Source organism: Castellaniella daejeonensis, assembly GCF_039523555.1.
Lineage (GTDB): Bacteria > Pseudomonadota > Gammaproteobacteria > Burkholderiales > Burkholderiaceae_B > Castellaniella > Castellaniella daejeonensis.
In genome coordinates this window covers 51827-73358 of sequence record NZ_BAAAFN010000015.1, presented here as the reverse complement: position 1 = coordinate 73358, position 21532 = coordinate 51827, and the positions used below count along the sequence as shown (strand labels likewise).

The following is a 21532-nucleotide window of genomic DNA, read 5'->3' as shown; positions in this document are numbered from 1 at the left end:
GCGCGGCCCGTGGGCCGCAAGGTTCAAACCGCCAGCCATTGCGCGAGCAGTTCGTCGTTGCCCGCGATTTCCTGCGGCGCGCCCTCGCGGACGATCCGGCCATGGCCCATCACGCACATGCGCGTGGACACGCGCAGCGCGATGGTCAGTTTCTGCTCCACCAGGACGACCGACACGCCCCGCCGGTGGATGTCCTCGATGCAGTCACTGACCGCGGCCACGATCTGCGGCGCCAGGCCTTCGGTGGGCTCGTCGATCAACAGCACGCGCGGGTTTCCCAGCAGCGACCTGCAGATCGTCAGCATCTGCTGCTCGCCGCCCGACAGGCTGCCCGCCAGCGTGCCGCGCCGTTCCTTCAGCCGGGGGAAATAGTCGAACATCTGCGCCACCGTCCACGCGGGCACGCCTTCCGGGCACGGCTGTTCTCCCATGCGCAGGTTCTCGTCGACTGTCAGGTTGGCGAATACCTCGCGTGCTTCCGGCACGTAGGCGATCCCGGCGCGCGCGATCTCGTACGGCCGCCGGCCGGCCAGGGAACGGTCCGCGAGCACGATGTCTCCGGACGAAGGCGGCACCAGCCCCATGACGGCCTTGAGCAAAGTGGATCGGCCGGAGCCATTGCGTCCGACGAGCCCGACGACTTCGCGCGGCTTCACGTCTAAGCTCACCCCGCGCAGGACATGGCTCTTGCCGTAGTGCGCATGCAGATCCCGGACGCGCAGGATCGGAGTTTCCGTGTTCATGCCGTGGCCTCCTCGCCCAGATAGGCTTCCCTGACCCTGGGGTTCGCGCGGATCTCTTCCGGCGTCCCGCTGGCGATCAGTTCGCCATAGACCAGCACGCTGATGCGGTCGCTCAGCGTGAACACGACTTCCATGTCGTGCTCCACGATCAGCAGGGCGCGCCCCTGCGTGACTTCGCGGATGAGTTCCGTGGTGTAGCGGGTTTCCTCGCGCGACATGCCGGCCATGGGCTCGTCGAGCAGGATGATCCGGGGATCCGACGCCAGCGTCATGGCGATTTCCAGCGAACGCTGTTCCGAATAGGACAGCTCGCCCGCCACGGCCGATGCCCGATGGGACAGGCGGACGTTCTCCAGCAGGGCCATGCCGCGATCGCGCACGCGTTCGTCCCGGTCGGCCAGGCGCCAGAAGCAGTACTGCAGGCCGCGCGGTCTCATCACGGCCAGGCGGATGTTCTCGAAGACCGTCAGCCGGGGAAAGAGATTGGTGATCTGGAACGACCGCGCCAGGCCGAGCCGGTTGATAGCCTGTGGACTGCAGCCGGCGATGGGGCGCCCCCCCAGGCGGATCTCGCCGGCGCTCGGGCGCAGCTGGCCGGAAACGAGATGGAACAGCGTCGATTTCCTGGCCCCATTGGGCCCGATGACGGCATGCCGCTCGTTCCCACCCACGTCCAGGCTCACGCCCCGGATGATGTCCACCGGGCCGAAGGATTTGCGGACATCGTGCAGGGAAAGGACTGGAGCATTCACGTCAGCCTCCTTTCGGTCATTGCGCCGGCCGCCGGTGCATGGTCCGCCGGCGCCGCATCGCGCAGGCGGCCGACTGCAGCCGCGGCCATCTTCCAGAAGAGCCAGCCCAGCACCGCCAGCGTCGCCGGCACCAGCCAGGTCGTCACGCCCAGGGGCGGCCATTCCCGGCCGAACAGGGAGACCGCCGGCCATTCCCAGGCGCCCGCCGCATGGGCCAGGCTGCGGTAGTCCTGCGAAAACAGCCGCTGCAGCAGCTCCGTCAGGAATATCGCGGCGGCGGCGTAGCACGCCCCGGCCAGCAGATAGAGGCCCGCACCGGGCGCCGCCGCCCGCAGGCCGTGGCGCTGCACGAAGCGGCCGGCCAGCGCCAGCAGACCCGCCAGCCCCGTTGGCATGAAGATGATGACGAGCACGAACAGTGCCCCCTGGTAGAGCAGCCAGGACTGCGTCAGATCCGAGACCGCGTAGCCGAAGAAGGTCACCAGGGCCGCGCCCAGGGCGGGCCCCAGAAAGGCATGGACGCCGCCGATGTAGGTGTTCAGCACGACGGCGGCGGACAGCGAGGTGTCGAACACGACATAGTTGGCCGACTCGTTGCTCAGGACCTGCAGGCCGCCGGCGATGCCGGAAAACATGCCCGACAGCGCGAAGATCAGGACGCTGATGCGGTGCACGTCGTAGCCCAGGAACCGCAGGCGCTGGCTGTTCTCGCGCAGGCCCAGCGCCAGGCGTCCGAGCGGCGTGCGGGTCAGCAGGTACAGCAGCACCAGGCTCGCCAGCACCCAGGCCAGCGTCAGGTAGTAGACCTCCACGGTCGAGCCGAACGTCAGGCCCCAGGCCGGCATGCGCATCGACGAAATGCCGGCCTCGCCGCCGAAGACGCTTTTCAGCTGCGGGGCCATGGCGTGCAGCAGCTCGGCGATCGCCAGGGTGATCATGGCGAAATACGCCCCCGTGCGCTGGGTCGAGAACCACCCCGCCACCAGGCCTGCAAGCAGACCGCCCGCCGCGCCGACGAGCGGCATCCAGGGCGTGGGCAGCAGCCCCGCGCCACCCAGCGCATTCATGGCATGGATGGTGGCGAAGGCCCCCACGCCGAAATAGGCGGAATGGCCGAAGGACAGCATGCCGGCATAGCCGCACAGCAGGTTGTAGGCGCAGGCGAACAGCGCGGCGATCAGCATCGAGATCGCCGCATTCACCAGGCCGTCCGGAAGCATCAGCGGAACGGTGGCCAGGACGGCCACGCCGGCGGCCAGCAGGATCGCGCGTGTCTTCATGGCGCTACTCCTTTTCGCCCATCAGCCCGCTGGGCCGCACGAGGAGCACCAGCAGCATGAGCGCAAACGGAAGGCTGGCGGCCAGGCTGGAGATCTTCAGGGAAAGGATGCCGGCGGCATCCTGCGCCAGGTCTCCGGCACCCAGCCAGACCAGCAGGTCGGCCGGCGTGGCGTCGATGCCCACCGCCACGGAGGTCACCACCCCGATGAGCAGCGATGCCAGCATCGCGCCTTCCAGCGAGCCGAGGCCGCCGATCACCACCACCACGAACACCAGCACGCCCAGTTCCAGCGCCATGTTCGGGCTGGTGGTGTAGAACGCGCCGGCCACCGCGCCCGCCAGCCCGGCCATGGCGGCGCCCACGCCGAAGACGCCCATGAAGACGCGCGGCACGTTGTGGCCCAGCGCCTCGGCCATCTCGGGCCTGTGGATGGCGGACCGCACGATGATCCCCACCCGCGTGCGCGACAGCAGCAGGTAGATCGCCACGAACATGCCGATGGCCACGATGCCCATGAACAGACGGTAGGCCGGATAATCCAGACCGCCCAGCGTGAAGGCCGCGAAATCCAGGTCCGCCGGCACCCGGTAGTTGACCGGATAGTTGCCGAAGAACAGCTTGACCAGTTCCACGATGATGAACGACAGGCCGAAGGTGACCAGGAGTTCGTGGGCATGCCCGTACCGATGCACGCGCCGCAGTACATGCCGCTCGACCAGGACGCCGATGGCCCCGACCAGCAGGGGCGACACGGCGACCGCCACCCAGAAGCCGACCGCCCCCTGCAGCGCATAGGCGAAATAGGCCCCCAGCATGTAGAACGAGGCATGGGCGAAATTGAGAATGCCCATCATGCCGAAGATGAGCGTCAATCCCGCCGACACCATGAACAGGAGCAGGCCGTAGACGACGCCATTCAGCAGGGGGATTGCGAGATGTTCCATGACGTCTCCCTGGTTCCGGACCCGATCAATCGGGCCGCTGCATCCGGCATGTGCCCTGCGCGGGCACGGCGGCTTCCGGTGCCGTGAACCGCTTCACCGGCTTGAATCCCAGGTCCGTGCCGTCGGCCTTGTAGCGGGCATCGCGGGACACGACCGATACGGCCAGCGGCAGCAGGGCCTGGTGATCCTGCGCCCGCATGCTGAGCGTTCCCATGGGCGTTTCGAGCGAGGCCTGCTCCAGCTGCAGCGCCAGCTTGCGCACATCCAGCTTCCCGTCGCCGGCCGGCACGTGCTTCAGCGCCTCGCCCACCAGCAGCACCCCGAACACCGTCTGCGGCTCGATGAAGGTGGGCGCATGGCCCATCTTGGCCTGGTAGTCCAGCACGAACGCCGCGCCCGCCTCGCCCGCTGCCTCGGCATTGAAAGCCTGGGCGACATACCCCCCCAGCGCGACGTCGCCCGCATTGGCGATGTTGCCGGGCTGGTCCAGGTAGACCGTGCCGAAGCGTGCCTTGAGGCCGGACGCCCTGGCGGCCTTCATGAGCAGCAGCAGGTCGCTGCCCCAGTTGCCCGTCATCACGGTATCCGCCCGGGCGGCCGCGATCTTGTTCACGTAGGGCGAGAAATCCTGGATCTTGCCGACATCGTGCAGCGTCTTCTCGACCACCTGGTAGCCGCCGGAGGCGGCCGCATCCACGATGGCCTGCTCCATGTCCTGGCCCCAGGAATAGTTCTGGTTGATCGCATAGACGCGGGAACCCAGTGCGCCGTCCTGCTTCATGCCCGCCACCAGGGCCTTGACCCGCATCGGAGCGTTGCCGGCGACGCGGAAATGGTAGAACTGGCATTTCTCGCCCGTCAGCGACTGCGCCTCGGCGCCCACGTTCAGGTAGATCAGTTCGCGACCGGGGTTGCGCAGGTTCCACTTGCGGACGTCCTCGGTGATCTGGCCGCCGATGGCCGATGAGGCGCCCTGGACGACGAGCTGCGCGCCATCGGAGATGGCCGCCTTCAGCTTGTCGGCGGCACCGGCCGGCCCGCCCTGGTTGTCGTATTCCAGCAGTTCGAGCGGCTGCCCATGCCAGCCGCCGTCGGCGTTGATGCGATCCACCGCATAGCGCACGGCAGACCGGTAGGTCAGTCCCGTCGACGCCTGCGGGCCGGACAACGTCTCCACGAGGGCGATCTTGACGGGGGCGGCCGCCGCCAGTGCCGAAACGCACAGCAGGCCGGGCAACAGCGCCATATTCAGGACGGAATGTGATTTCATGAGGGTCTCCTCCATGAGAGCGGTCAACCGCGCATCCACATGCACCGGTTGAAGGCATGTTAGAGACCGTGCCTGTTCCATTACAGATCGATCAAGGACATGACCGTATCTTTACCGGACACGCAGACTCATGGCTTACCCTAATGAGAAGAGAAGGCGCCAGCGCATCGCGCCGGCCTTTCGGAGGGACGGAAATCCGGCGCCAAAGGATGGGCATGCCGGCTGCTCACCGGACGGGGCGACTTGCGTGCCGTGGTCCCCCCTCGTATGATCCGCGCTATCGTGGTCGCAAAACGGCCCCAACTGGAACCTCATGACCAAAACCCTGATCATTGCCGAAAAACCCTCGGTCGCACTGGACATCTCCCGGGCCTTGGGCGGCTTCACCCGGGAAGGAGACTACTTCGAAAGCGAGCAGTACGTGCTGTCCTCCAGCGTCGGCCATCTGCTCAGCCTCGTTGCGCCGAACGATCCGGTTCGCGGCAAATGGAGCTTCACCCACCTGCCGGTCATCCCGCCCCAGTTCGAGTTGGGCCCCACCGACAAGCGCTCGGCCGAACGGCTCAAGCTGCTGGTCAAGCTGCTCAAGCGCAAGGATGTCGGCGCCGTCATCAACGCCTGCGACGCGGGCCGCGAAGGCGAACTGATCTTCCGCTACATCATCCAGTATTCGGGGGTGAAGAAGCCCATCCAGCGCCTCTGGCTGCGGTCCATGACCCAGGCCTCCATCCGCGAGGCCTTCGCCAACCTGCGCGACGACGAAACCATGAAGCCGCTGGAAGCCGCCGCCCGGTCCCGCGCCGAGGCCGACTGGCTGGTCGGCATCAACGGCACCCGCGCCATGACGGCGTTCAACAGCAAGGACGGGGGCTTCTTCAAGACCCCGGTGGGCCGCGTGCAGACGCCCACCCTGGCCATCGTCATGGAACGCGAGGACCGCATCCGCCGCTTCGTGCCGCGCGATTACTGGGAAGTCCACGCCACCTTCGTCGCCGCCGCCGGCCTGTACGAGGGGCGCTGGTTCGATCCGGACTTCAAGAAAAACGAACAGGACCCCGACGTCCGCGACTCGCGCCTGTGGTCCGCCTCGGCCGCCCAGACCATCGTGGCCGCCTGCCGCGAGCAGCCCGGCAGCGTGACCGAGGAATCCAAGCCCAGCACGCAGCTGTCCCCGGCCCTGTTCGACCTGACCACCCTGCAGCGCGAGGCCAACTCGCGCTTCGGCTTTTCCGCCAAGACCACGCTGGCGCTGGCCCAGACGCTGTACGAACGCCACAAGGCCCTGACCTATCCGCGTACCGATTCGCGCTACCTGCCCCAGGACTACGTCGGCACCGTGCAGCAGACCATGCGCGTCCTGGCCGACAGCGAATCGGGCGCGGCCCGTTCCGTGCGCCCCTACGCCGCCCAGGTCGTGCAGAAGGATTGGGTCAAGCCCAACCGGCGCATCTTCGACGACAAGAAGATCTCCGACCACTTCGCCATCATCCCGACCCTGCAGGTGCCGCGCGAGCTGAGCGACGCCGAATTCAAGATCTACGAACTGGTGGCGCGCCGCTTCCTGGCGGTGTTCTTCCCGGCGGCCGAATTCCGCGTCACGACCCGCATCACCCAGGTCTCGGGCCACCATTTCAAGACCGAAGGCAAGGTGCTGGTCAACCCGGGCTGGCTGGCCATCTACGGCCGCGAGTCCCAGGGCGAGGACGCATCCCTAGTCCCCGTGGCCGAAGGCGAGCGCGTGCGCACCGAAGACATCGAGGCGCGCGGCCTGACCACCAAGCCTCCGGCCCGATTCAACGAAGCCACGCTGCTGTCGGCCATGGAAGGCGCCGGCAAGCTCGTGGACGACGAGGCCCTGCGCGAGGCCATGTCCGAGCGCGGCCTGGGCACGCCTGCCACCCGTGCGGCCATCATCGAAGGCCTGCTCAACGAAGGCTACCTGCGCCGCGAAGGCCGCGACCTGATCCCCAGCGCCAAGGCGCGCCAGCTGATGACGCTGCTCTCCGGCCTGGGCGTCAACGAGCTCACATCGCCCGAACTCACCGGCGAATGGGAACACCAGCTCAAGCTCATCGAACAGCGCAAGCTCGACCGCGAATCCTTCATGCGCGAGATCGCCCAGATGACCCAGGTGATCGTCAAGCGAGCCAAGGAATACGAACGCGACACCGTGCCCGGCGACTACGCCACCCTGCAGACGCCCTGCCCGAAATGCGGTGGCGTGGTCAAGGAAAACTACCGCCGCTACGCCTGCACGGCCTGCGACTTCTCCATCGGCAAGCATCCGGGCGGGCGCACCTTCGAGATCGCCGAAGTCGAGGAACTGCTGGCCAGGCGCGAACTGGGCCCGCTGACCGGCTTCATCAGCAAGATGGGCCGCCCCTTCGCCGCCGTGCTGCGCATCACCGACGAATACAAGCTGGAATTCGACTTCGGCCAGCGCGAGGACGAAGACGCCGAATCCGTGGACTTCTCCGGCCATACCCCGCTGGGCGCCTGCCCGAAATGCGGCGGCCACGTCTTCGAGCATGGCATGAACTACGTCTGCGAACGCGCCGTGGGTCCCGAAAAGACCTGCGACTTCCGCAGCGGCAAGGTCATCCTGCAGCAGGAAATCCCCGCTGCGCAAATGAGCAAGCTGCTGGCCACCGGCAAGACCGACCTGCTCGATGGTTTCGTGTCCAGCCGCACCAACCGCAAGTTCAAGGCCTTCCTGGTGCGCCAGGCCGACGGCAAGGTCGGCTTCGAATTCGAGCCGCGCGCGCCCAAGGCGGGCGCCAAGACGGCGGCAAAGTCCGCCACGAAGACAACGGCCAGGAAAGCCCCCGCTAAAAAGGCGGCGGCGAAAAAGGCCGTCCGCAAAACGGCGGCCAAGACGGAAGAGGACGACGGCCCGGCCTTCTGACCGCACCCGGGCGGCACCGCCGCCCGGTGGGCATGCTAGCTGCTGGCGCGGATCTTCAGCTCGAAGCCCAGGTCGATCGCGGGCTCGTCCACCGGCTCGCCGCGCATCAGCCGCAGCAGCATGCGCGCCGCGGCATCGCCCACTTCCCGGCGCGGCGTGCGCAGGCTCGTCAGCGCGGGCAGCATCTGCGTGTTGCCCGGCAAATCGTTGAACCCCACCACGCTGACCCGGTCGGGCACCGAGATTCCCAGGCGCAGCGCTTCCAGCAGGCCACCGTGGGCCAGGTCGTCGTTGCAGAAGAATACGGCGTCCAGGTCGGGATGCGCCTGCACCAGGCGGCGGAAGGCTTCCGCCCCCAGGGCGGCCGACGAAGGCCTGGGGTCGAGGATTTCGAGCCGCGGGTCGTGGCAGCCCGCCGCGCGCAGGGCGCCGCGAAAGCCTTCGGCGCGCTCCAGCGTGCGCGGATCCAGCTGGGCGCCGACGAAGGCGATGCGCCGCCGCCCCTTGTCCAGCAGGTGGCGGGCCACCGTCTGCGCAGCCACGGTCTGGGAAAAGCCGACGCAGTACACGCCCGGATCGTCGCTCAATTCCATCACGTGCACGCACGGCGTGCGGCTGGCCTCGATCAGGCGGCGCTGGGCCTCGCTGCGATCGAAGCCGGTCAGGATCAGCCCCGCCGGCCGATGGGAAAGATAGCTGTCCAGCAGGGCGGCTTCACGCTCGGGCCGGTACTGGGTGATCCCCACGAAGATCGGGTAGCCTGCCTCCCACATCACATCCTGGACGGCTTCCAGCAGCTCTGTGAACAGCGTGTTCGACAGAAGCGGGATCAGCACCACGACATGGCTGCTCTTGGCCGAAGCCAGCGCGCGCGCCGACGGGTCGGGCCGATAGCCGAGCTGCTCCACGGCGGCTCGCACCCGCTCGGCCAGTTCGGGGCGCACGGTCGTCTTGCCCGCCACCACGCGCGAGGCCGTGATGGGACTGACGCCGGCCAGGGCTGCCACGTCGGCCAGCGTCGCCCGCCCGGTGGCGCGGCGGCGGCCCCGGGCCACGGCCGTCCGGGAGCCGGACCCGCCGTCGGAGGAAGAATCATTCATACAGGAATTCCCTAATGTCGGCCGGAATAAGATAGCGCTATCTTTGCGTCTCACCGCCTTCGGGAAGATCGGTCGGCACTGGCCCGGCCCGACGCTCCGGGCACCATTGTACGTAAGGGCCATTTTTTTTCAATGCAAAAGATAGCGCTATCTTCTCCCGCCGGGGCACTCGGCGCCACGGTCTGTCCGCCGCGTGCGGTGGTCGTGATGGGCGTCTCCGGCAGCGGCAAATCCACCGTCGGCGAAATGCTGGCCCGGCGGCAGGGCTGGGCCTTCGTCGAAGGCGACGCCTTCCACAGCGAAGGGAACCACGCGAAGATGCGGGCCGGCATCCCCCTGACCGATGAAGACAGGGAATCCTGGCTGGAGGCCCTGGGATGCGAACTGGCGCGCCATGCCGCCGGCGGCGTCGTCCTCAGTTGCTCGGCCCTGAAGCGGGCCTACCGCCGGCGGCTGCGCGCCCACGTGGATGGCCTGGCGTTCATCTGGCTGGAAGTCGGCCGCGATGCGGCCCACCGGCGCGTCGCCGGCCGCGGCGACCGCCACTTCTTCCCCGCCACCCTGATCGACAGCCAGTTCGCCACGCTGGAACCGCCCCACGACGAAGCCGGCCTGCTGCACCTGGACAGCGAGCGGCCCCTGGAAGAAATCCTCGAACACGCCGCCGAATGGCTGCGAAGGAATCCCCATGCACACCCCTGACGCACCGGCCAGCGCACCGCGCAAGCCGCCGATCCGCAAGGCCGCCGAGGCTTTCATGGCCGCCACCCTGGCGCTCATGGTGATCGCCGTATTCAGCAATGTCGTGCTGCGCTACGCATTCGGCACGGGCCTGGTGATCTACGAAGAACTGTCCCGCCTGCTGTTCATCTGGCTGGTCTGCATGGGCACGGTCGTCACCGCCTACGACAGGCGCCACCTGAGCTTCGACCTGCTGGTGGATCGGGTGGGGCCGCGCACACGGGCGGCGATGGGCGCGCTGGCCGCCCTGATCAGCGCGATCGTCCTGGGCATGGTCGTCAAGGGCGCCTGGGACCAGGTGATCGCCGGCCTGCACAGCTACAGCCCCGTCATCGGCTACCCCCTGGCGATCGCTGCGGGCGCCACCCTGTTCATGGCCGCCGCCATGGAAATCCTGCTGTTCAAGCAGGTGGTCCTGGACCGCCGCCGCGATCGAACCTAGGAGTGCCCGCATGGACACCACGCTGATCTTCCTCGCAGTCCTGTTCGCCTCCATGGCGATCGGCATTCCCATCGCCGTTTCCCTGCTGGTATCGGGCGTGGCCCTGATGTGGCATCTGGACTTCTTCAACACCCAGCTGCTGGCGCAGAACCTGCAGGCCGGCTTCGACAGCTTTCCCCTGCTGGCCGTGCCCTTCTTCATCCTGGCCGGCGAGCTGATGAACGTGGGCGGCCTGAGCCAGCGGATCATCGACATGGCGCGCGCCTTCGTCGGCCACATTCCGGGCGGCCTGGGCTACGTCGCCGTGTTCGCCTCGGTGCTGCTGGCCTCGATGAGCGGCTCGGCCATCGCCGACACCGCCGCACTGGCCACCATCCTGCTGCCCATGATGCGCCAGCAGCACTATCCCATGGACTACAGCACGGGCCTGCTGGCCTCGGGCGGCATCATCGGCCCCATCATCCCGCCATCGCTGCCCTTCATCATCTACGGCGTGACCACCAACACGTCCATCAGCAAGCTGTTCATCAGCGGCGTGGTCCCCGGCATCCTGATGGGCGGCGCGCTGCTGCTGGCCTGGCGCGTGGTCGCGCGCCGCCGGCAGCTGCCCACGGCGCCCCGCACTTCACCGGCCGAACGTCGCCGCGCAGTGGCCGACAGCATCTGGGCCATCTTCATGCCGGTCATCATCCTGGGCGGGATCCGCTTCGGTGTCTTCACGCCCACCGAGGCCGCCGTGGTGGCCGCCGTCTACGCCTTCGTGGTGTCGCGCTTCATCTACCGGGCGCTGTCCTGGAAGGCCGCCTACGATGTGCTGGTGGCCTCCAGCATCACCACGGCGGTGGTGATGTTCCTGTGCGGCGCCGCGACCGTGGCCGCCTACATGATCACGCTTGCCGACCTGCCCAATCAGCTGGCCCAGCTGTTCCAGCCCATCCTGGCGCATCCGACGCTGTTCATGGCCTGCATGGTGATCTTCCTTCTGCTGGTGGGCACGTCCATGGACCTGACGCCCATCATCCTGATCTTCGCCCCCGTCTGCCTGCCCCTGGCGCTGAAGGCACACATCGATCCGGTCTATTTCGGCTTCATGTTCGTGTTCACCGGCTGCCTGGGTCTGATCACGCCGCCGGTGGGCACGGTGCTCAACGTCGCCGCCGGCGTGGGCGGCGTGCGCATGGAATCCGTGATCAGGGGCGTCGCGCCCTTCCTGCTGGTCTACGCCGCGCTGCTGGTCCTGCTGGTGGCCTTTCCCCAGATCGTCACCGCCCCGGTCCACTGGCTGGGCTGAGGCAAACAACACCGCCCCGTACGGCGGAACTTTCCACCAAGGAGAATCCCCATGAAACTGAAAGCCCTGTTCCTGGCTGCCACGCTGGCAGCCGGCACGATGGTCCTCCCCGCGGCCCATGCCGCCGACATCCAGACCCGCCTGATCCGCTTCGGCTACGGCCTGAACCAGGATTCCAACCAGGGGCGCGCCGTGCAGGTGTTTGCCGACGAGGTCGCCAAGCTCTCCGGCGGGAAGATGAAGATCCGCGCCGTCGGCGCCGCCGCGCTGGGCTCGGACGTCCAGATGCAGCAGGCGCTGATCGGCGGCGCCCAGGAGATGATGGTGGGCTCCACCGCCACCCTGGTCGGCATCACGCCCGAAATGGCCCTGTGGGATACGCCTTTCCTGTTCAATTCCGGCGAGGAAGCCGACCAGGTGCTCGACGGCAAGACCGGCCAGGCGATCATGCACAAACTGGAAGACAAGGGCCTGGTGGGCCTGGTCTACTGGGAAAACGGCTTCCGCAACCTGACCAACAGCCAGAAGCCCGTGACCAGCGTGGAAGACTTCAGCGGCCTGAAGCTGCGGGTCATGCAGAACAATGTGTTCCTGGACACATTCCAGCGCCTGGGTGCCAACGCCGTGCCGCTGCCGTTCTCGGAACTGTTCACCGCCCTGGAAACGAAGACGGTGGACGGGCAGGAAAACCCCTACAACACCATCCTGTCGAGCAAGTTCTATGAAGTCCAGAAATACCTGAGCATCACCAACCACGTCTACAGCCCCTGGATCGTCACGGCCAGCAAGAAGTGGTGGGACGGCCTGAGCGCCGACGAGCGCGACGTGCTGCTCAAGGCCGCCGCCGTGAGCCGCGACTTCGAGCGCAAAGACACCCGCCAGGAAGCCGACAAGGCCCTGGCGCAGCTGAAGGCCGACGGCATGCAGATCAACACCGTCTCCCCGGAAGCCGTGCAGAAGATGCGCGAGACCATCGCCCCGGTCAATGCGCAGATCGAGAAGGCGGTCGGGTCCGATCTGTGGAACGCGGTGCAGGACCAGCTGAAGGAAATCCGCAAGCAGGGCTGAGGCCCTTTCACGTTGCGGCCCATGGGCCGCAACGCAGGCACGCCATCAGGCAGGCACCCCGGCCCGGTCGGATCCGGCCGGGGTTTTTTCCATCCAGGTTCCCGGTGCCGCCGGCCGGATGGTCAGCGGTACACCAGGTCGCGGAAGTAGAGCGACAGGTCGGGCCAGTAGGTGATCACCATCAGGCAGACCACCACCACGCCGACGAAGGGCAGCAACGGCCGGATCAGGCGCTCGATGGGCACCTTGGCGACCGTGCAGGCGGCGAACAGGTTCACGCCGAAGGGCGGCGTCACCATGCCCAGGGCGAGGTTCACCACCATGATCACGCCGAAGTGCGCCGGATCGACCCCGAACTGCGTCGCCACCGGCAGCAGCAGGGGCGCCAGCACCACGATCGACGCGGAGGTCTCGATGAACATGCCGATGAGGAACAGCGCGACGTTCACCCCCAGCAGGAATGAGATCTCGCTGCCGAACAGGTGGCTGAGCCATTCGCCCAGCATCATCGGCACCCCGGCACGGTTCAGCAGGAAGCCGAACACGCCCGCGTTGGCGATGATGAACATGATGATCGCCGTGGACACTACGGAGCGGTGGAAGGTGCGCCCCAGCGTGGTGAAATTCAGCCGGCGATAGACGAAGATGCCAACGAACAGCGCATACACCACGGCCACGGCCGAGGCCTCGGTGGGCGTGAAGATCCCGCCGTAGATCCCCCCCAGGATGATGACCGGCATCAGCAGCGCCCACCAGGCCTTTCTGAACGCGGTCCAGACCGGCAGGCGGCCGTCGCCGTCACGCTTGCCCAGGCCGTTGCGGCGCGCGTACAGCCACACGTAGGCCATCAACCCGAAGACGATCAGCAGGCCGGGCCCGATGCCGGCGATGAACACCTCGCCCACCGACGTATCGGTGGACACGGCGTACAGGATCATGGGAATGGACGGCGGGATGATGACGCCCAGTTCCGCCGCGCAGGCCTGCAGCGAGGCCGCGAAGGGCGCCGGATAGCCGTGCTTGACCATGGCGGGGATCAGGATCGCGCCCACTGCGAAGGTGGTGGCCACGCTGGAGCCGGCCACCGCGGCGAAGATCATGCAGGTCAGCACGCAGCTGCAGGCCAGCCCGCCCTGCACGCCGCCCACCACGCTCTTGGCGAACTCGACCATGCGCTCGGAAATGCCGCCTTCTTCCATCAGGTTGCCGGCCAGAATGAAGAAAGGCACGGCGACCAGCGGGTATTTGTCCAGGGCGGCATAGAGCTGCTGCGCGATCACCAGCCAGGTCATGTGGCCGTCGAAGCCGACCCCGGCCATGGTGGCCAGGCCGATCGAGACGGCGACCGGCACGGTCAGGCCAAAGAACAGCAGCATGGAAATGACCATCAACTGCGACATGGCGCTTCCCCGGTCAGACGGTTTCGATGTGGGGCCGCCGCGGGCCTTCGGCCCAGTAGGCCAGCGCGGCGAACAGGGCCAGCGTGGCCCCCACGGGAATGGACAGATAGATCCACGAAATGGAGATGCCCATGCTGGGCGTGGTCTGGAACCGGACGCGCCAGGTCATGTCGGCCCCGATCCAGACCAGAAAACCCAGGAAACCGACGACGATCAGCAGGACGACGTGCTCCAGCACGCGCGCCCGACGCGGCGCCAGCAGGTTGTGCAGCAGGTCGACGCCCAGCATGGCGCCCTGGCGAAAGGCCAGGGCCACCCCCAGCATCACCGTCCAGATGATGGCGGCCCGGGTCCAGCCCTCGGACCAGGCCGAAGGCGATTCGAGCACGAAGCGCGCCAGGACCTGGTAGAAGCCCGCCGCGACGGCGGACCACAGCAGGGCCTGGGCGATCCAGGACACCAGCCGGGTCAGGCCCCGGTCGATCGAGCCGAGCACGCCCATGGGCCTACTGGGTGTTGCGGATGGCGTCGACCAGGTCCTGGCCGAACTGCTTGTAGTACTGCGGGTAGACCGGCTGGACCGCCTTGACGAAGGCTGCGTGGTCCACCGTATTGACCTGCATGCCGTTGGACTTCAGGGTCTCGATGCCGTCCTTTTCGACCTGGTCGACATAGGCGCGCATGGCCTTGGCGCCGGCGGCGGCGGCTTCCTTGAACTTGGCCTTGCCGGCATCGTCCAGGCCGTCATACACGGACGGCGACATCAGGATCAGCGCCGGGCCATAGACGTGCGCCGTCAGCGACAGGTACTTCTGCAGTTGCCACATCTTCACGGACACGATCACCGACAGCGGGTTTTCCTGGCCGTCGATGGTGCCCTGCTGCAGCGCGGTGGCGACTTCCGGCCAGGCCATGGGGGTGGCCAGCACGCCCAGCTCGCGGAAGGCGGCGATGTGGATCGGGTTTTCGGTCGTGCGGATCTTCAGGCCCTTGATGTCGGCGGGCTCCTTCACCGGACGGACGTTGTTGGTCAGGTGCCGGAAGCCCTGCTCGCCCCAGGCCAGGGCCACCAGGCCGCGCTTGGGGAATTCGGCCAGCATGTCCTGGCCGATCTTGCCGTCCAGGACCTTGCGCGCATGGGCCAGGTCGCGGAACAGGAAGGGGATGTCGAACACGCCGGTCTGGGGCACGAAATTCAGCGTGGCGCCCGTGGATACGATGGCCAGGTCGATGGTGCCCAGCTGCAGGCCCTCGATGACCTCGCGCTCGCCGCCCAGCGCGCTGTTCGGGAACTGCTGGATCTTGAAGTCGGGCAGGCTGCTTTCCAGGGTCTTCACGAAGGCGGCGGCACCCGCGCCATAGTGCGAGTTCTCGGACAGCGCGTAGGCCATCTTCAGCGTGGTCTGCGCCAGGGCCGGCGCGGACGCCGTCATGCCGACCAGGGCCGCGGCCGCCAGCCACCGTGCGAGTTTCTTACCTTGGAACATGGTGTCGTCTCCCGAATCCGATATGAATGTTGTCCGGCCCGCGCCGCGCGCAACGCAGCGTCAAAGCCTTGGTGTTCTAACATGAAGTCCGGCCCGGTCGCAATGGAAACCGCTCACGGATTCGGGTTATCACAGGGTACGGCCCGCGCCCGTCCGGCGGGGCAAAACCCACTGGTGCGCCATCGGCCCGGGCGGTATGCTCGAACCCTCGACCCGGCGGCGCACCGAAGCCGCGAACCGCCCCGGCCACACCACCCGGGGCACCCACGGAGCGCACATGACACAAAGAATCGCAGTGATCCCCGGCGACGGCATCGGCACGGAAGTCATGCCCGAAGGCCTGCGGGTCCTGGAAGCCGCCGCCACCCGGTTCGGCCTGGACCTGGACTTCGAATCCTTCGACTGGGGCTGCGGCCACTACCTGCGCGAAGGCCGCATGATGCCGGCCGACTGGAAAGAACGCATCGGCGGCCACGACGCCATCCTGTTCGGCGCCGTGGGCGCGCCCGACCGGGTGCCGGATCACATCGCCATCTGGGATTCCATCATCACCATCCGCCGCGAATTCGACCAGTACGTCAACCTGCGCCCGGCGCGGCTGATGCCCGGCGTGCCCAGCCCGCTGGCCAACCGGCGCCCCGGCGACATCGACTTCCTGGTGGTGCGCGAGAACACCGAAGGCGAATATTCCAGCCTGGGCGGGCGCATGTTCCCGGGCACGGAACGCGAATTCGTGATCCAGGAATCCGTCTTCACCCGCACCGGGGTCGACCGCGTCCTGCGGTTCGCCTTCGAGCTGGCCGCGCGCCGGCCGGGGCGGCACCTGACGGCGGCCACCAAATCCAACGGCATCTCCATCACCATGCCCTACTGGGACGAGCGCCTGCAGGCCATTGCCGGCGAATATCCCGAGGTCGCCTGGGACAAGTTCCACATCGACATCCTGTGCGCCCATCTGGTGCAGCATCCGGATCGTTTCGACGTGATCGTGGCATCGAACCTGTTCGGCGACATCCTGTCCGACCTGGACCCGGCCTGCACCGGCACGATCGGCATCGCCCCATCGGCCAACCTGAACCCGGAACGCCGCTATCCGTCCCTGTTCGAGCCCGTGCACGGCTCCGCCCCGGACATCGCCGGCCGGGGCATTGCCAACCCGGTCGGGCAGATCTGGTCCGCCGCCTTGATGCTGCAGCACCTCGGCCGGGACGTCTCCGTCTGGCAGGACGCGGCCGATGCCGTCCTGCGAGCCATCGAGGCCGTGCTGGCCGAAGGCCCCCGCACGCCCGACATGGGTGGCACGGCGCGCACCGCCGACATGGGCCGCGCGATCGCCAGCCACGTCGCCCAGGCCCGCTGACCCACGGGCCGACCGCACGCACCCACCGCCCGCGCCTTTCCAGGAGCACGCCATGCCCGCGCACCACTTCATCGCCAACACCCGCCTGCCCGTGTCCGACGCGCTCACCATCCCGGTCATCGACCCGGCCGACGGCCAGGCCTTCGACCGCATCGCCCGCGGATCCCCCGACGACATCGACCGCGCCGTGCAGGCCGCCCAGGCGGCCATGGGGGCGCAGTTCGACGGCCCCTGGGCGATGACCTGCGCCCGCGACCGGGGACGCCTGCTGGCGGCCTGGGGCCGCGCCGTGCTGGCAGAGGCCGACGAGCTGGCCCGCCTGGAGGCGCGCGACACCGGCAAGACGCTGCGCACCGCGCGCAACGACGTCACCGCCCTGGCGCGCTACTTCGAATACTATGCGGGCGCCTGCGACAAGCTGCACGGCGAGACCCTGCCCTACGACACCGGAACCCTGGTGATGACGGTGCGCGAGCCGCACGGGGTCACGGGTCACATCATCCCCTGGAACTACCCGGTCCAGATCTTCGGCCGCAGCGTCGGCGCATCCCTAGCCGCCGGCAACGCCTGCGTGGTCAAGCCCGCCGAAGACGCCAGCCTGTCCACCCTGTACCTGGCTGAAATGGCCGCCCGCGTGGGCTTTCCGCCCGGGGCGCTGAACGTCGTCACCGGATACGGCCACGAGGCCGGCGCCGCCCTGAGCGCCCACCCGGGCGTCCGGCACATTTCCTTCACCGGATCCACCGCCACCGGCCAGCAGGTCGCCGCCGCCGCCGCGCGGCATCATTGCCCGGTGGTGCTCGAACTGGGCGGCAAGTCGCCGCAGATCGTGTTCGAGGACGCCGACCTGGATGCCGCCCTGCCGGTGGTCGTCAACGCCATCATCCAGAACAGCGGCCAGACCTGCTCGGCGGGCAGCCGGCTGCTGGTCCACGAAAGCATCCACGACGCCTTCGTCGAACGCGTCGCCGAACGCTTCCGTGCCCTGCGCGCCGGCCCGCCCGCATCCGACGCCGACCTGGGACCGCTGGTGAACCGCAAGCAGTACGAACGCGTGCGCGGGCTGCTGGACGCAGCCCGCGACGAAGGCCTGGCCGAGGCCGCCCGGGGCCGCATCCTGGACGGCGTGCCGCCGGACGGCTACTACCAGGAAGCCGTGCTGTTCCGAGACGTGCCCGCCGGCAGTGTCCTTGCCCGCGAGGAAATCTTCGGGCCGGTCCTGATCACGCAGGCCTTCCGCGACGAGGCGCACGCCCTGGCCCTGGCCAACGCCACCGACTACGGCCTGGTGGCCGGGGTCTGGACCCGTGACGGGGCGCGGCAGCTGCGCATGGCCCGTCACCTGCGCTGCGGCCAGGTCTTCATCAACAACTACGGCGCCGGCGGCGGCGTCGAACTGCCCTTCGGCGGGGTCAAGTCCAGCGGCCACGGCCGCGAAAAAGGCTTCGAAGCCCTGCTGGGATTCACCGCACTGAAGACCGTGGCGATCCGCTACGGCCAGCAAGCCTGAAAGGAGACACACACCATGCGCCTGCGCGACAAGACTGCCATCGTCACCGGGGCCGGCTCCGGGTTCGGCCGGGGAATCGCTTCGGTCTTCGCCCGCGAGGGCGCCCGGGTGATCGTGGCCGACATCCACGACGAACACGGCCACGAAACCGTCGCGCAGATCCGCGCAGAAGGCGGCCAGGCCGCCTTCGCGCACGTGGACGTCGCCGATGCGGCCAGCATGCGCGGCCTGCTGGCGCAGGCCCTGGAGCACTTCGGCGGACTGGACATCGTCGTCAACAACGCCGGCGCCACCCACCGCAACCGGCCCATGCTCGAAGTCACCGAAGACGAGTTCGACCGCATTTACGCCATCAACGTCAAGAGCATCTATCTCAGCGCCCAGGCCTTCGTGCCGCATTTCCGCAGCCAGGGCGGGGGCGTGTTCGTGAACATCGCATCCACGGCCGCCATCCGGCCGCGGCCCGGCCTGACCTGGTACAACGGCACCAAGGGCGCGGTGGTGACCACCAGCCGCTCGATGGCGGCAGAACTGGGCCCCGACCGGATCCGCGTCAACTGCGTCAATCCCGTGGTGGGCGCCACCGGCCTGCTGACGGAATTCATGGGCATGCCCGACACGCCCGAAAACCGCGCCAAGTTCACCGCCGGCATCCCGCTGGGCCGGTTCTCGACCCCCGACGACGTCGCCTACGCCTGCCTGTACCTGGCTTCGGACGAAGCCGCGTTCATCACCGGCGCCTGCCTGGAAGTCGACGGCGGCCGGTGTGTCTGATCACTCTTCCACGTACCAGGTGTCTTCGGACAGCATCACCTGCTGGTGCCCATAGCCGGCCGGCATCATCGGGAAGCAGTTCTGCAGGGGCACCACCGCCACGTCCAGGAAATACGGGCCATCGTGCGCCATGCAGGCGGCCAGCGCCGCATCCAGGTCGCGCGGATGCTCGACCCGTGCGGCGCCCCAGCCGAATGCGCCCGCCAGCGCCACGAAATCCGGGATCGAAGCGTTGTAGCTGTGGCTGTAGCGGCCCTCGTGGATCAGTTCCTGCCACTGGCGCACCATGCCCATGTGGCCGTTGTTGCACAGGATCAGCTTGACGGGCGCGCGATGCTGCGCGGCCGTGGCCAGTTCCTGGATGTTCATCAGCACGGACGCATCGCCGCTGACGCAGACCACCGGCTTGTCCGGATGCGCGATCTGCGCGCCGATGGCGGCCGGCAGCCCGTAGCCCATGGTGCCCGCCCCGCCGGACGTCAGCCAGCGGTTGGGCCGGTCGATGCCGATGTACTGCGCTGCCCACATCTGGTGCTGGCCCACGTCGGTGGAGACAATGGCGTCGCGCCCGGCCAGCAGCCGGTCGATGCGGCGCATCAGGTCCTGGGGCAGGATGGTGTCGTCCGAAGGCGGGAATTTCAGGCAGTCGCGCGCCTGCCAGACTGCGATGCGCTGCCACCATTCGTCCAGTCGCCCGGATTCCAGCGGATACTGCCCCAGTTCCTTGTGCAGCGCCCGCAGCAGGGGGTAGCAGTCGCCCACCAGCGCCACATCGGCGCGCACGACCTTGTCGATCGAGGCCGGATCGATGTCCAGGTGGATCTTGTCGGCATGCGGGCAGAAATCCGACAGGCGGCCGGTGATGCGGTCGTCGAAACGCGCGCCCACGCAGATGATCAGGTCCGCGTGGTGCATGGCCAGGTTCGCCTGCAGCGTGCCGTGCATGCCCAGCATGCCCAGGAATTGCGCATCGCCCGCGGGGTAGGCACCCAGGCCCATCAGCGTCAGGGTGCAGGGCGCCCCGGTGGCCTGCACCAGGCTGCGGAATGCATGGCAGGCGTCGATGCCCGAATTGATCAGCCCGCCTCCGCCGTAGAACACGGGGCGGCGGGCGCGGGCGATCAGCGCGGCGGCGCGCTTGAGAGCGGCCTCGGTCACGGGCGCCAGCGGCTCGGCGGCGGCCTCGGGCTCGGGGGCGGCGGCGGCGTGCTCGGGTGGCACGCGGGCAATCTGCAGATCCTTGGGGAAGTCCAGCAGCACCGGACCGGGGCGGCCGGCGCGCGTCAGGCGCAGGGCCTTGGCGGCCAGGTCGGCGATGTCCTCGGAGCGGCGCACCTGGGCATTCCATTTCGTGACCGGGCGCGAAATGCCGACCGCGTCGCATTCCTGGAAGGCGTCGGTGCCGATGGCGCCGGTTGCCACCTGGCCGCTGACGCACAGCACCGGAATCGAGTCGCAGAGCGCGTCGAGCAGGCCGGTGGTGGTGTTGGCCATGCCCGGCCCCGAAGTCACGAAGACCACGCCGGGGCGGCCCGTGGACCGCGCGTAGCCCTCGGCGGCGTGCATGGCCGCCTGCTCGTGACGCACCAGCACATGACGGATGCGCGGCTCGGCGTACAGGGCGTCGTACAGCGGCAGCACCGCACCGCCCGGATAACCGAACACCGTATCCACCCCCAGGGCGATCAGGGTGTCCAGCAGGACCTCGGCGCCGTTGCGGTCGAGGACGGGCGCGGGTACGGCGGCATGGGCGGCGGTGGGGGCATTCACGGGCATTCACCTGGACGGAAGGGTGGCGGATGCCGCACCGGCCCCTCGCGCGCGGCGGCACCCGGCGGGATCGCCGCCGGGACGAGTGGACGTGAGCAAAGCATCCCAAGGATAATGGACCCCAGTTTATCCCTTTTCGACTGCATCCCATGGCCAACCCCCGCTCGCCCTGGCATGCCGTGCGCGTCTCGTCCCTGCACGGCACCGGTGTCTTCGCCGCGCGCGACATCCCCGCCGGCACCCGGATCCTGGACTATGCAGGGCGCCGCCTGACGGCGGAGCAGGCCGATGCACGCTGGCCGGTCAACCCGGACGACCCCTACCACACCTTCTATTTCGCGCTCAGCAGCGGCATGGTGATCGACGGCGGCCAGCGTGGCAACGACGCCCGCTGGATCAATCACGGCTGCGCTCCCAACTGCGAGGCGCGCGAGAACGAGACGGGCACCCGGGTGGCGATCTACGCACTGCAGGACATTCCGGCGGGCACGGAATTGCTCTACGACTACGGCCTGGTGATCGACGAGCCGCTCACACGGACGCTGAAGCGCCACTACCGCTGCCGCTGCGGTGCGCCCGCATGCCGCGGCACGATGCTGGCGCTGCCGGACGCATCCTGAGCCGGTGTCCGTACTCATACCAACTGGCAAGTACGCCGTTTCGCTGTAGGATTCAGTGTTGCCATCCGGCCCG

The 21532-nt window shown here is 68.0% G+C and carries 19 protein-coding genes; 9 read left to right on the top strand and 10 right to left on the bottom strand.

The annotated features are described in order from the left end of the window. Positions 1-23 precede the first annotated feature (23 nt). The 5 genes from ABD022_RS10110 to ABD022_RS10090 are packed head-to-tail and all read right to left on the bottom strand — an operon-like array spanning position 24 to position 4991. On the bottom strand, positions 24-743 hold the full coding sequence (locus ABD022_RS10110; RefSeq protein ID WP_325123783.1) for an ABC transporter ATP-binding protein: 720 nt from the start codon (positions 741-743) through the stop codon (positions 24-26). Then, on the bottom strand, positions 740-1495 hold the full coding sequence (locus ABD022_RS10105; protein ID WP_343821206.1) for an ABC transporter ATP-binding protein: 756 nt from the start codon (positions 1493-1495) through the stop codon (positions 740-742). The genes ABD022_RS10110 and ABD022_RS10105 overlap by 4 nt, the downstream gene beginning before the upstream one ends. Beyond that, the gene (locus tag ABD022_RS10100; RefSeq protein ID WP_343821204.1) at positions 1492-2775 is read right to left on the bottom strand and encodes a branched-chain amino acid ABC transporter permease; all 1284 of its coding nucleotides are present in this window, start codon (positions 2773-2775) and stop codon (positions 1492-1494) included. Before ABD022_RS10100 ends, ABD022_RS10105 begins: the two co-directional genes overlap by 4 nt. Before the next feature lie 4 nt (positions 2776-2779). Beyond that, on the bottom strand, positions 2780-3721 hold the full coding sequence (locus ABD022_RS10095; protein ID WP_343821202.1) for a branched-chain amino acid ABC transporter permease: 942 nt from the start codon (positions 3719-3721) through the stop codon (positions 2780-2782). A gap of 25 nt (positions 3722-3746) precedes the next feature. After that, positions 3747-4991 (bottom strand): branched-chain amino acid ABC transporter substrate-binding protein, encoded by a 1245-nt coding sequence (locus ABD022_RS10090; RefSeq protein ID WP_343821200.1) that lies wholly within the window; start codon positions 4989-4991, stop codon positions 3747-3749. A gap of 313 nt (positions 4992-5304) precedes the next feature. Between ABD022_RS10090 and ABD022_RS10085 the strand changes: the two genes are divergently transcribed. Next, positions 5305-7896, top strand: coding sequence for a DNA topoisomerase III (locus ABD022_RS10085; protein WP_343821198.1), 2592 nt, complete (start codon positions 5305-5307; stop codon positions 7894-7896). Positions 7897-7931: 35 nt separating this feature from the next. Here ABD022_RS10085 and gntR read toward each other — a convergent pair whose 3' ends face one another. Then, positions 7932-8996: an HTH-type transcriptional regulator GntR gene (gene gntR / locus ABD022_RS10080; RefSeq protein ID WP_343821196.1), complete on the bottom strand. Its 1065-nt coding sequence runs from the start codon at positions 8994-8996 to the stop codon at positions 7932-7934. 132 nt (positions 8997-9128) lie between these two features. On the opposite strand from gntR, the gene ABD022_RS10075 reads away from it, so the two are divergent. Genes ABD022_RS10075 through ABD022_RS10060 form a run of 4 tightly spaced genes read left to right on the top strand, consistent with a single transcriptional unit; the run spans position 9129 to position 12538 of the window. After that, positions 9129-9698, top strand: coding sequence for a gluconokinase (locus tag ABD022_RS10075; RefSeq protein ID WP_325123776.1), 570 nt, complete (start codon positions 9129-9131; stop codon positions 9696-9698). Beyond that, the gene (locus ABD022_RS10070; protein ID WP_325123775.1) at positions 9685-10179 is read left to right on the top strand and encodes a TRAP transporter small permease; all 495 of its coding nucleotides are present in this window, start codon (positions 9685-9687) and stop codon (positions 10177-10179) included. The genes ABD022_RS10075 and ABD022_RS10070 overlap by 14 nt, the downstream gene beginning before the upstream one ends. A 10-nt stretch (positions 10180-10189) precedes the next feature. Then, complete coding sequence (locus tag ABD022_RS10065) at positions 10190-11470, top strand: TRAP transporter large permease (RefSeq protein WP_325123774.1); 1281 nt, start codon at positions 10190-10192, stop codon at positions 11468-11470. Positions 11471-11521: 51 nt separating this feature from the next. After that, the gene (locus ABD022_RS10060) at positions 11522-12538 is read left to right on the top strand and encodes a TRAP transporter substrate-binding protein (RefSeq protein ID WP_343821193.1); all 1017 of its coding nucleotides are present in this window, start codon (positions 11522-11524) and stop codon (positions 12536-12538) included. Positions 12539-12660: 122 nt separating this feature from the next. Here the strand turns inward: ABD022_RS10060 and ABD022_RS10055 are convergent, their stop codons facing one another. Genes ABD022_RS10055 through ABD022_RS10045 form a run of 3 tightly spaced genes read right to left on the bottom strand, consistent with a single transcriptional unit; the run spans position 12661 to position 15425 of the window. Continuing rightward, the gene (locus tag ABD022_RS10055; protein WP_325123772.1) at positions 12661-13938 is read right to left on the bottom strand and encodes a TRAP transporter large permease; all 1278 of its coding nucleotides are present in this window, start codon (positions 13936-13938) and stop codon (positions 12661-12663) included. Between the two features lie 13 nt (positions 13939-13951). Further along, positions 13952-14440: a TRAP transporter small permease gene (locus tag ABD022_RS10050; protein WP_325123771.1), complete on the bottom strand. Its 489-nt coding sequence runs from the start codon at positions 14438-14440 to the stop codon at positions 13952-13954. A gap of 4 nt (positions 14441-14444) precedes the next feature. Continuing rightward, complete coding sequence (locus ABD022_RS10045; RefSeq protein ID WP_425545221.1) at positions 14445-15425, bottom strand: TRAP transporter substrate-binding protein; 981 nt, start codon at positions 15423-15425, stop codon at positions 14445-14447. Positions 15426-15702: 277 nt separating this feature from the next. On the opposite strand from ABD022_RS10045, the gene ABD022_RS10040 reads away from it, so the two are divergent. From ABD022_RS10040 to ABD022_RS10030, 3 genes are read left to right on the top strand one after another with little or no spacing between them, the layout of a single operon-like run. Next, complete coding sequence (locus tag ABD022_RS10040; protein ID WP_343821191.1) at positions 15703-16785, top strand: tartrate dehydrogenase; 1083 nt, start codon at positions 15703-15705, stop codon at positions 16783-16785. A 52-nt stretch (positions 16786-16837) separates the two neighbouring features. Beyond that, positions 16838-18295, top strand: a complete 1458-nt coding sequence (locus ABD022_RS10035; protein ID WP_343821189.1) for an aldehyde dehydrogenase family protein — start codon at positions 16838-16840, stop codon at positions 18293-18295. A gap of 15 nt (positions 18296-18310) precedes the next feature. Then, positions 18311-19069, top strand: coding sequence for an SDR family oxidoreductase (locus ABD022_RS10030; protein WP_325123768.1), 759 nt, complete (start codon positions 18311-18313; stop codon positions 19067-19069). On the opposite strand, the gene ilvB is transcribed toward ABD022_RS10030, so the two are convergent. Continuing rightward, entirely contained in the window at positions 19070-20845 is a 1776-nt protein-coding gene (gene ilvB / locus ABD022_RS10025; protein ID WP_414647386.1) for a biosynthetic-type acetolactate synthase large subunit, read from the bottom strand. 143 nt (positions 20846-20988) lie between these two features. Between ilvB and ABD022_RS10020 the strand changes: the two genes are divergently transcribed. Next, entirely contained in the window at positions 20989-21459 is a 471-nt protein-coding gene (locus tag ABD022_RS10020) for an SET domain-containing protein (protein ID WP_325123766.1), read from the top strand. Positions 21460-21532: the final 73 nt, after the last annotated feature.

Bases quoted from the DNA above. Each gene is read 5' to 3' on its own strand.
- ABD022_RS10110 (WP_325123783.1), bottom strand. From the start codon at position 743: ATGAACACGGAAACTCCGATCCTGCGCGTCCGGGATCTGCATGCGCAC.
- ABD022_RS10100 (WP_343821204.1), bottom strand. From the start codon at position 2,775: ATGAAGACACGCGCGATCCTGCTGGCCGCCGGCGTGGCCGTCCTGGCC.
- ABD022_RS10095 (WP_343821202.1), bottom strand. From the start codon at position 3,721: ATGGAACATCTCGCAATCCCCCTGCTGAATGGCGTCGTCTACGGCCTG.
- ABD022_RS10090 (WP_343821200.1), bottom strand. From the start codon at position 4,991: ATGAAATCACATTCCGTCCTGAATATGGCGCTGTTGCCCGGCCTGCTG.
- ABD022_RS10085 (WP_343821198.1), top strand. From the start codon at position 5,305: ATGACCAAAACCCTGATCATTGCCGAAAAACCCTCGGTCGCACTGGAC.
- gntR (WP_343821196.1), bottom strand. From the start codon at position 8,996: ATGAATGATTCTTCCTCCGACGGCGGGTCCGGCTCCCGGACGGCCGTG.
- ABD022_RS10075 (WP_325123776.1), top strand. From the start codon at position 9,129: ATGCAAAAGATAGCGCTATCTTCTCCCGCCGGGGCACTCGGCGCCACG.
- ABD022_RS10070 (WP_325123775.1), top strand. From the start codon at position 9,685: ATGCACACCCCTGACGCACCGGCCAGCGCACCGCGCAAGCCGCCGATC.
- ABD022_RS10065 (WP_325123774.1), top strand. From the start codon at position 10,190: ATGGACACCACGCTGATCTTCCTCGCAGTCCTGTTCGCCTCCATGGCG.
- ABD022_RS10060 (WP_343821193.1), top strand. From the start codon at position 11,522: ATGAAACTGAAAGCCCTGTTCCTGGCTGCCACGCTGGCAGCCGGCACG.
- ABD022_RS10055 (WP_325123772.1), bottom strand. From the start codon at position 13,938: ATGTCGCAGTTGATGGTCATTTCCATGCTGCTGTTCTTTGGCCTGACC.
- ABD022_RS10050 (WP_325123771.1), bottom strand. From the start codon at position 14,440: ATGGGCGTGCTCGGCTCGATCGACCGGGGCCTGACCCGGCTGGTGTCC.
- ABD022_RS10045 (WP_425545221.1), bottom strand. From the start codon at position 15,425: ATGTTCCAAGGTAAGAAACTCGCACGGTGGCTGGCGGCCGCGGCCCTG.
- ABD022_RS10040 (WP_343821191.1), top strand. From the start codon at position 15,703: ATGACACAAAGAATCGCAGTGATCCCCGGCGACGGCATCGGCACGGAA.
- ABD022_RS10035 (WP_343821189.1), top strand. From the start codon at position 16,838: ATGCCCGCGCACCACTTCATCGCCAACACCCGCCTGCCCGTGTCCGAC.
- ABD022_RS10030 (WP_325123768.1), top strand. From the start codon at position 18,311: ATGCGCCTGCGCGACAAGACTGCCATCGTCACCGGGGCCGGCTCCGGG.
- ilvB (WP_414647386.1), bottom strand. From the start codon at position 20,845: ATGCCCGTGAATGCCCCCACCGCCGCCCATGCCGCCGTACCCGCGCCC.
- ABD022_RS10020 (WP_325123766.1), top strand. From the start codon at position 20,989: ATGGCCAACCCCCGCTCGCCCTGGCATGCCGTGCGCGTCTCGTCCCTG.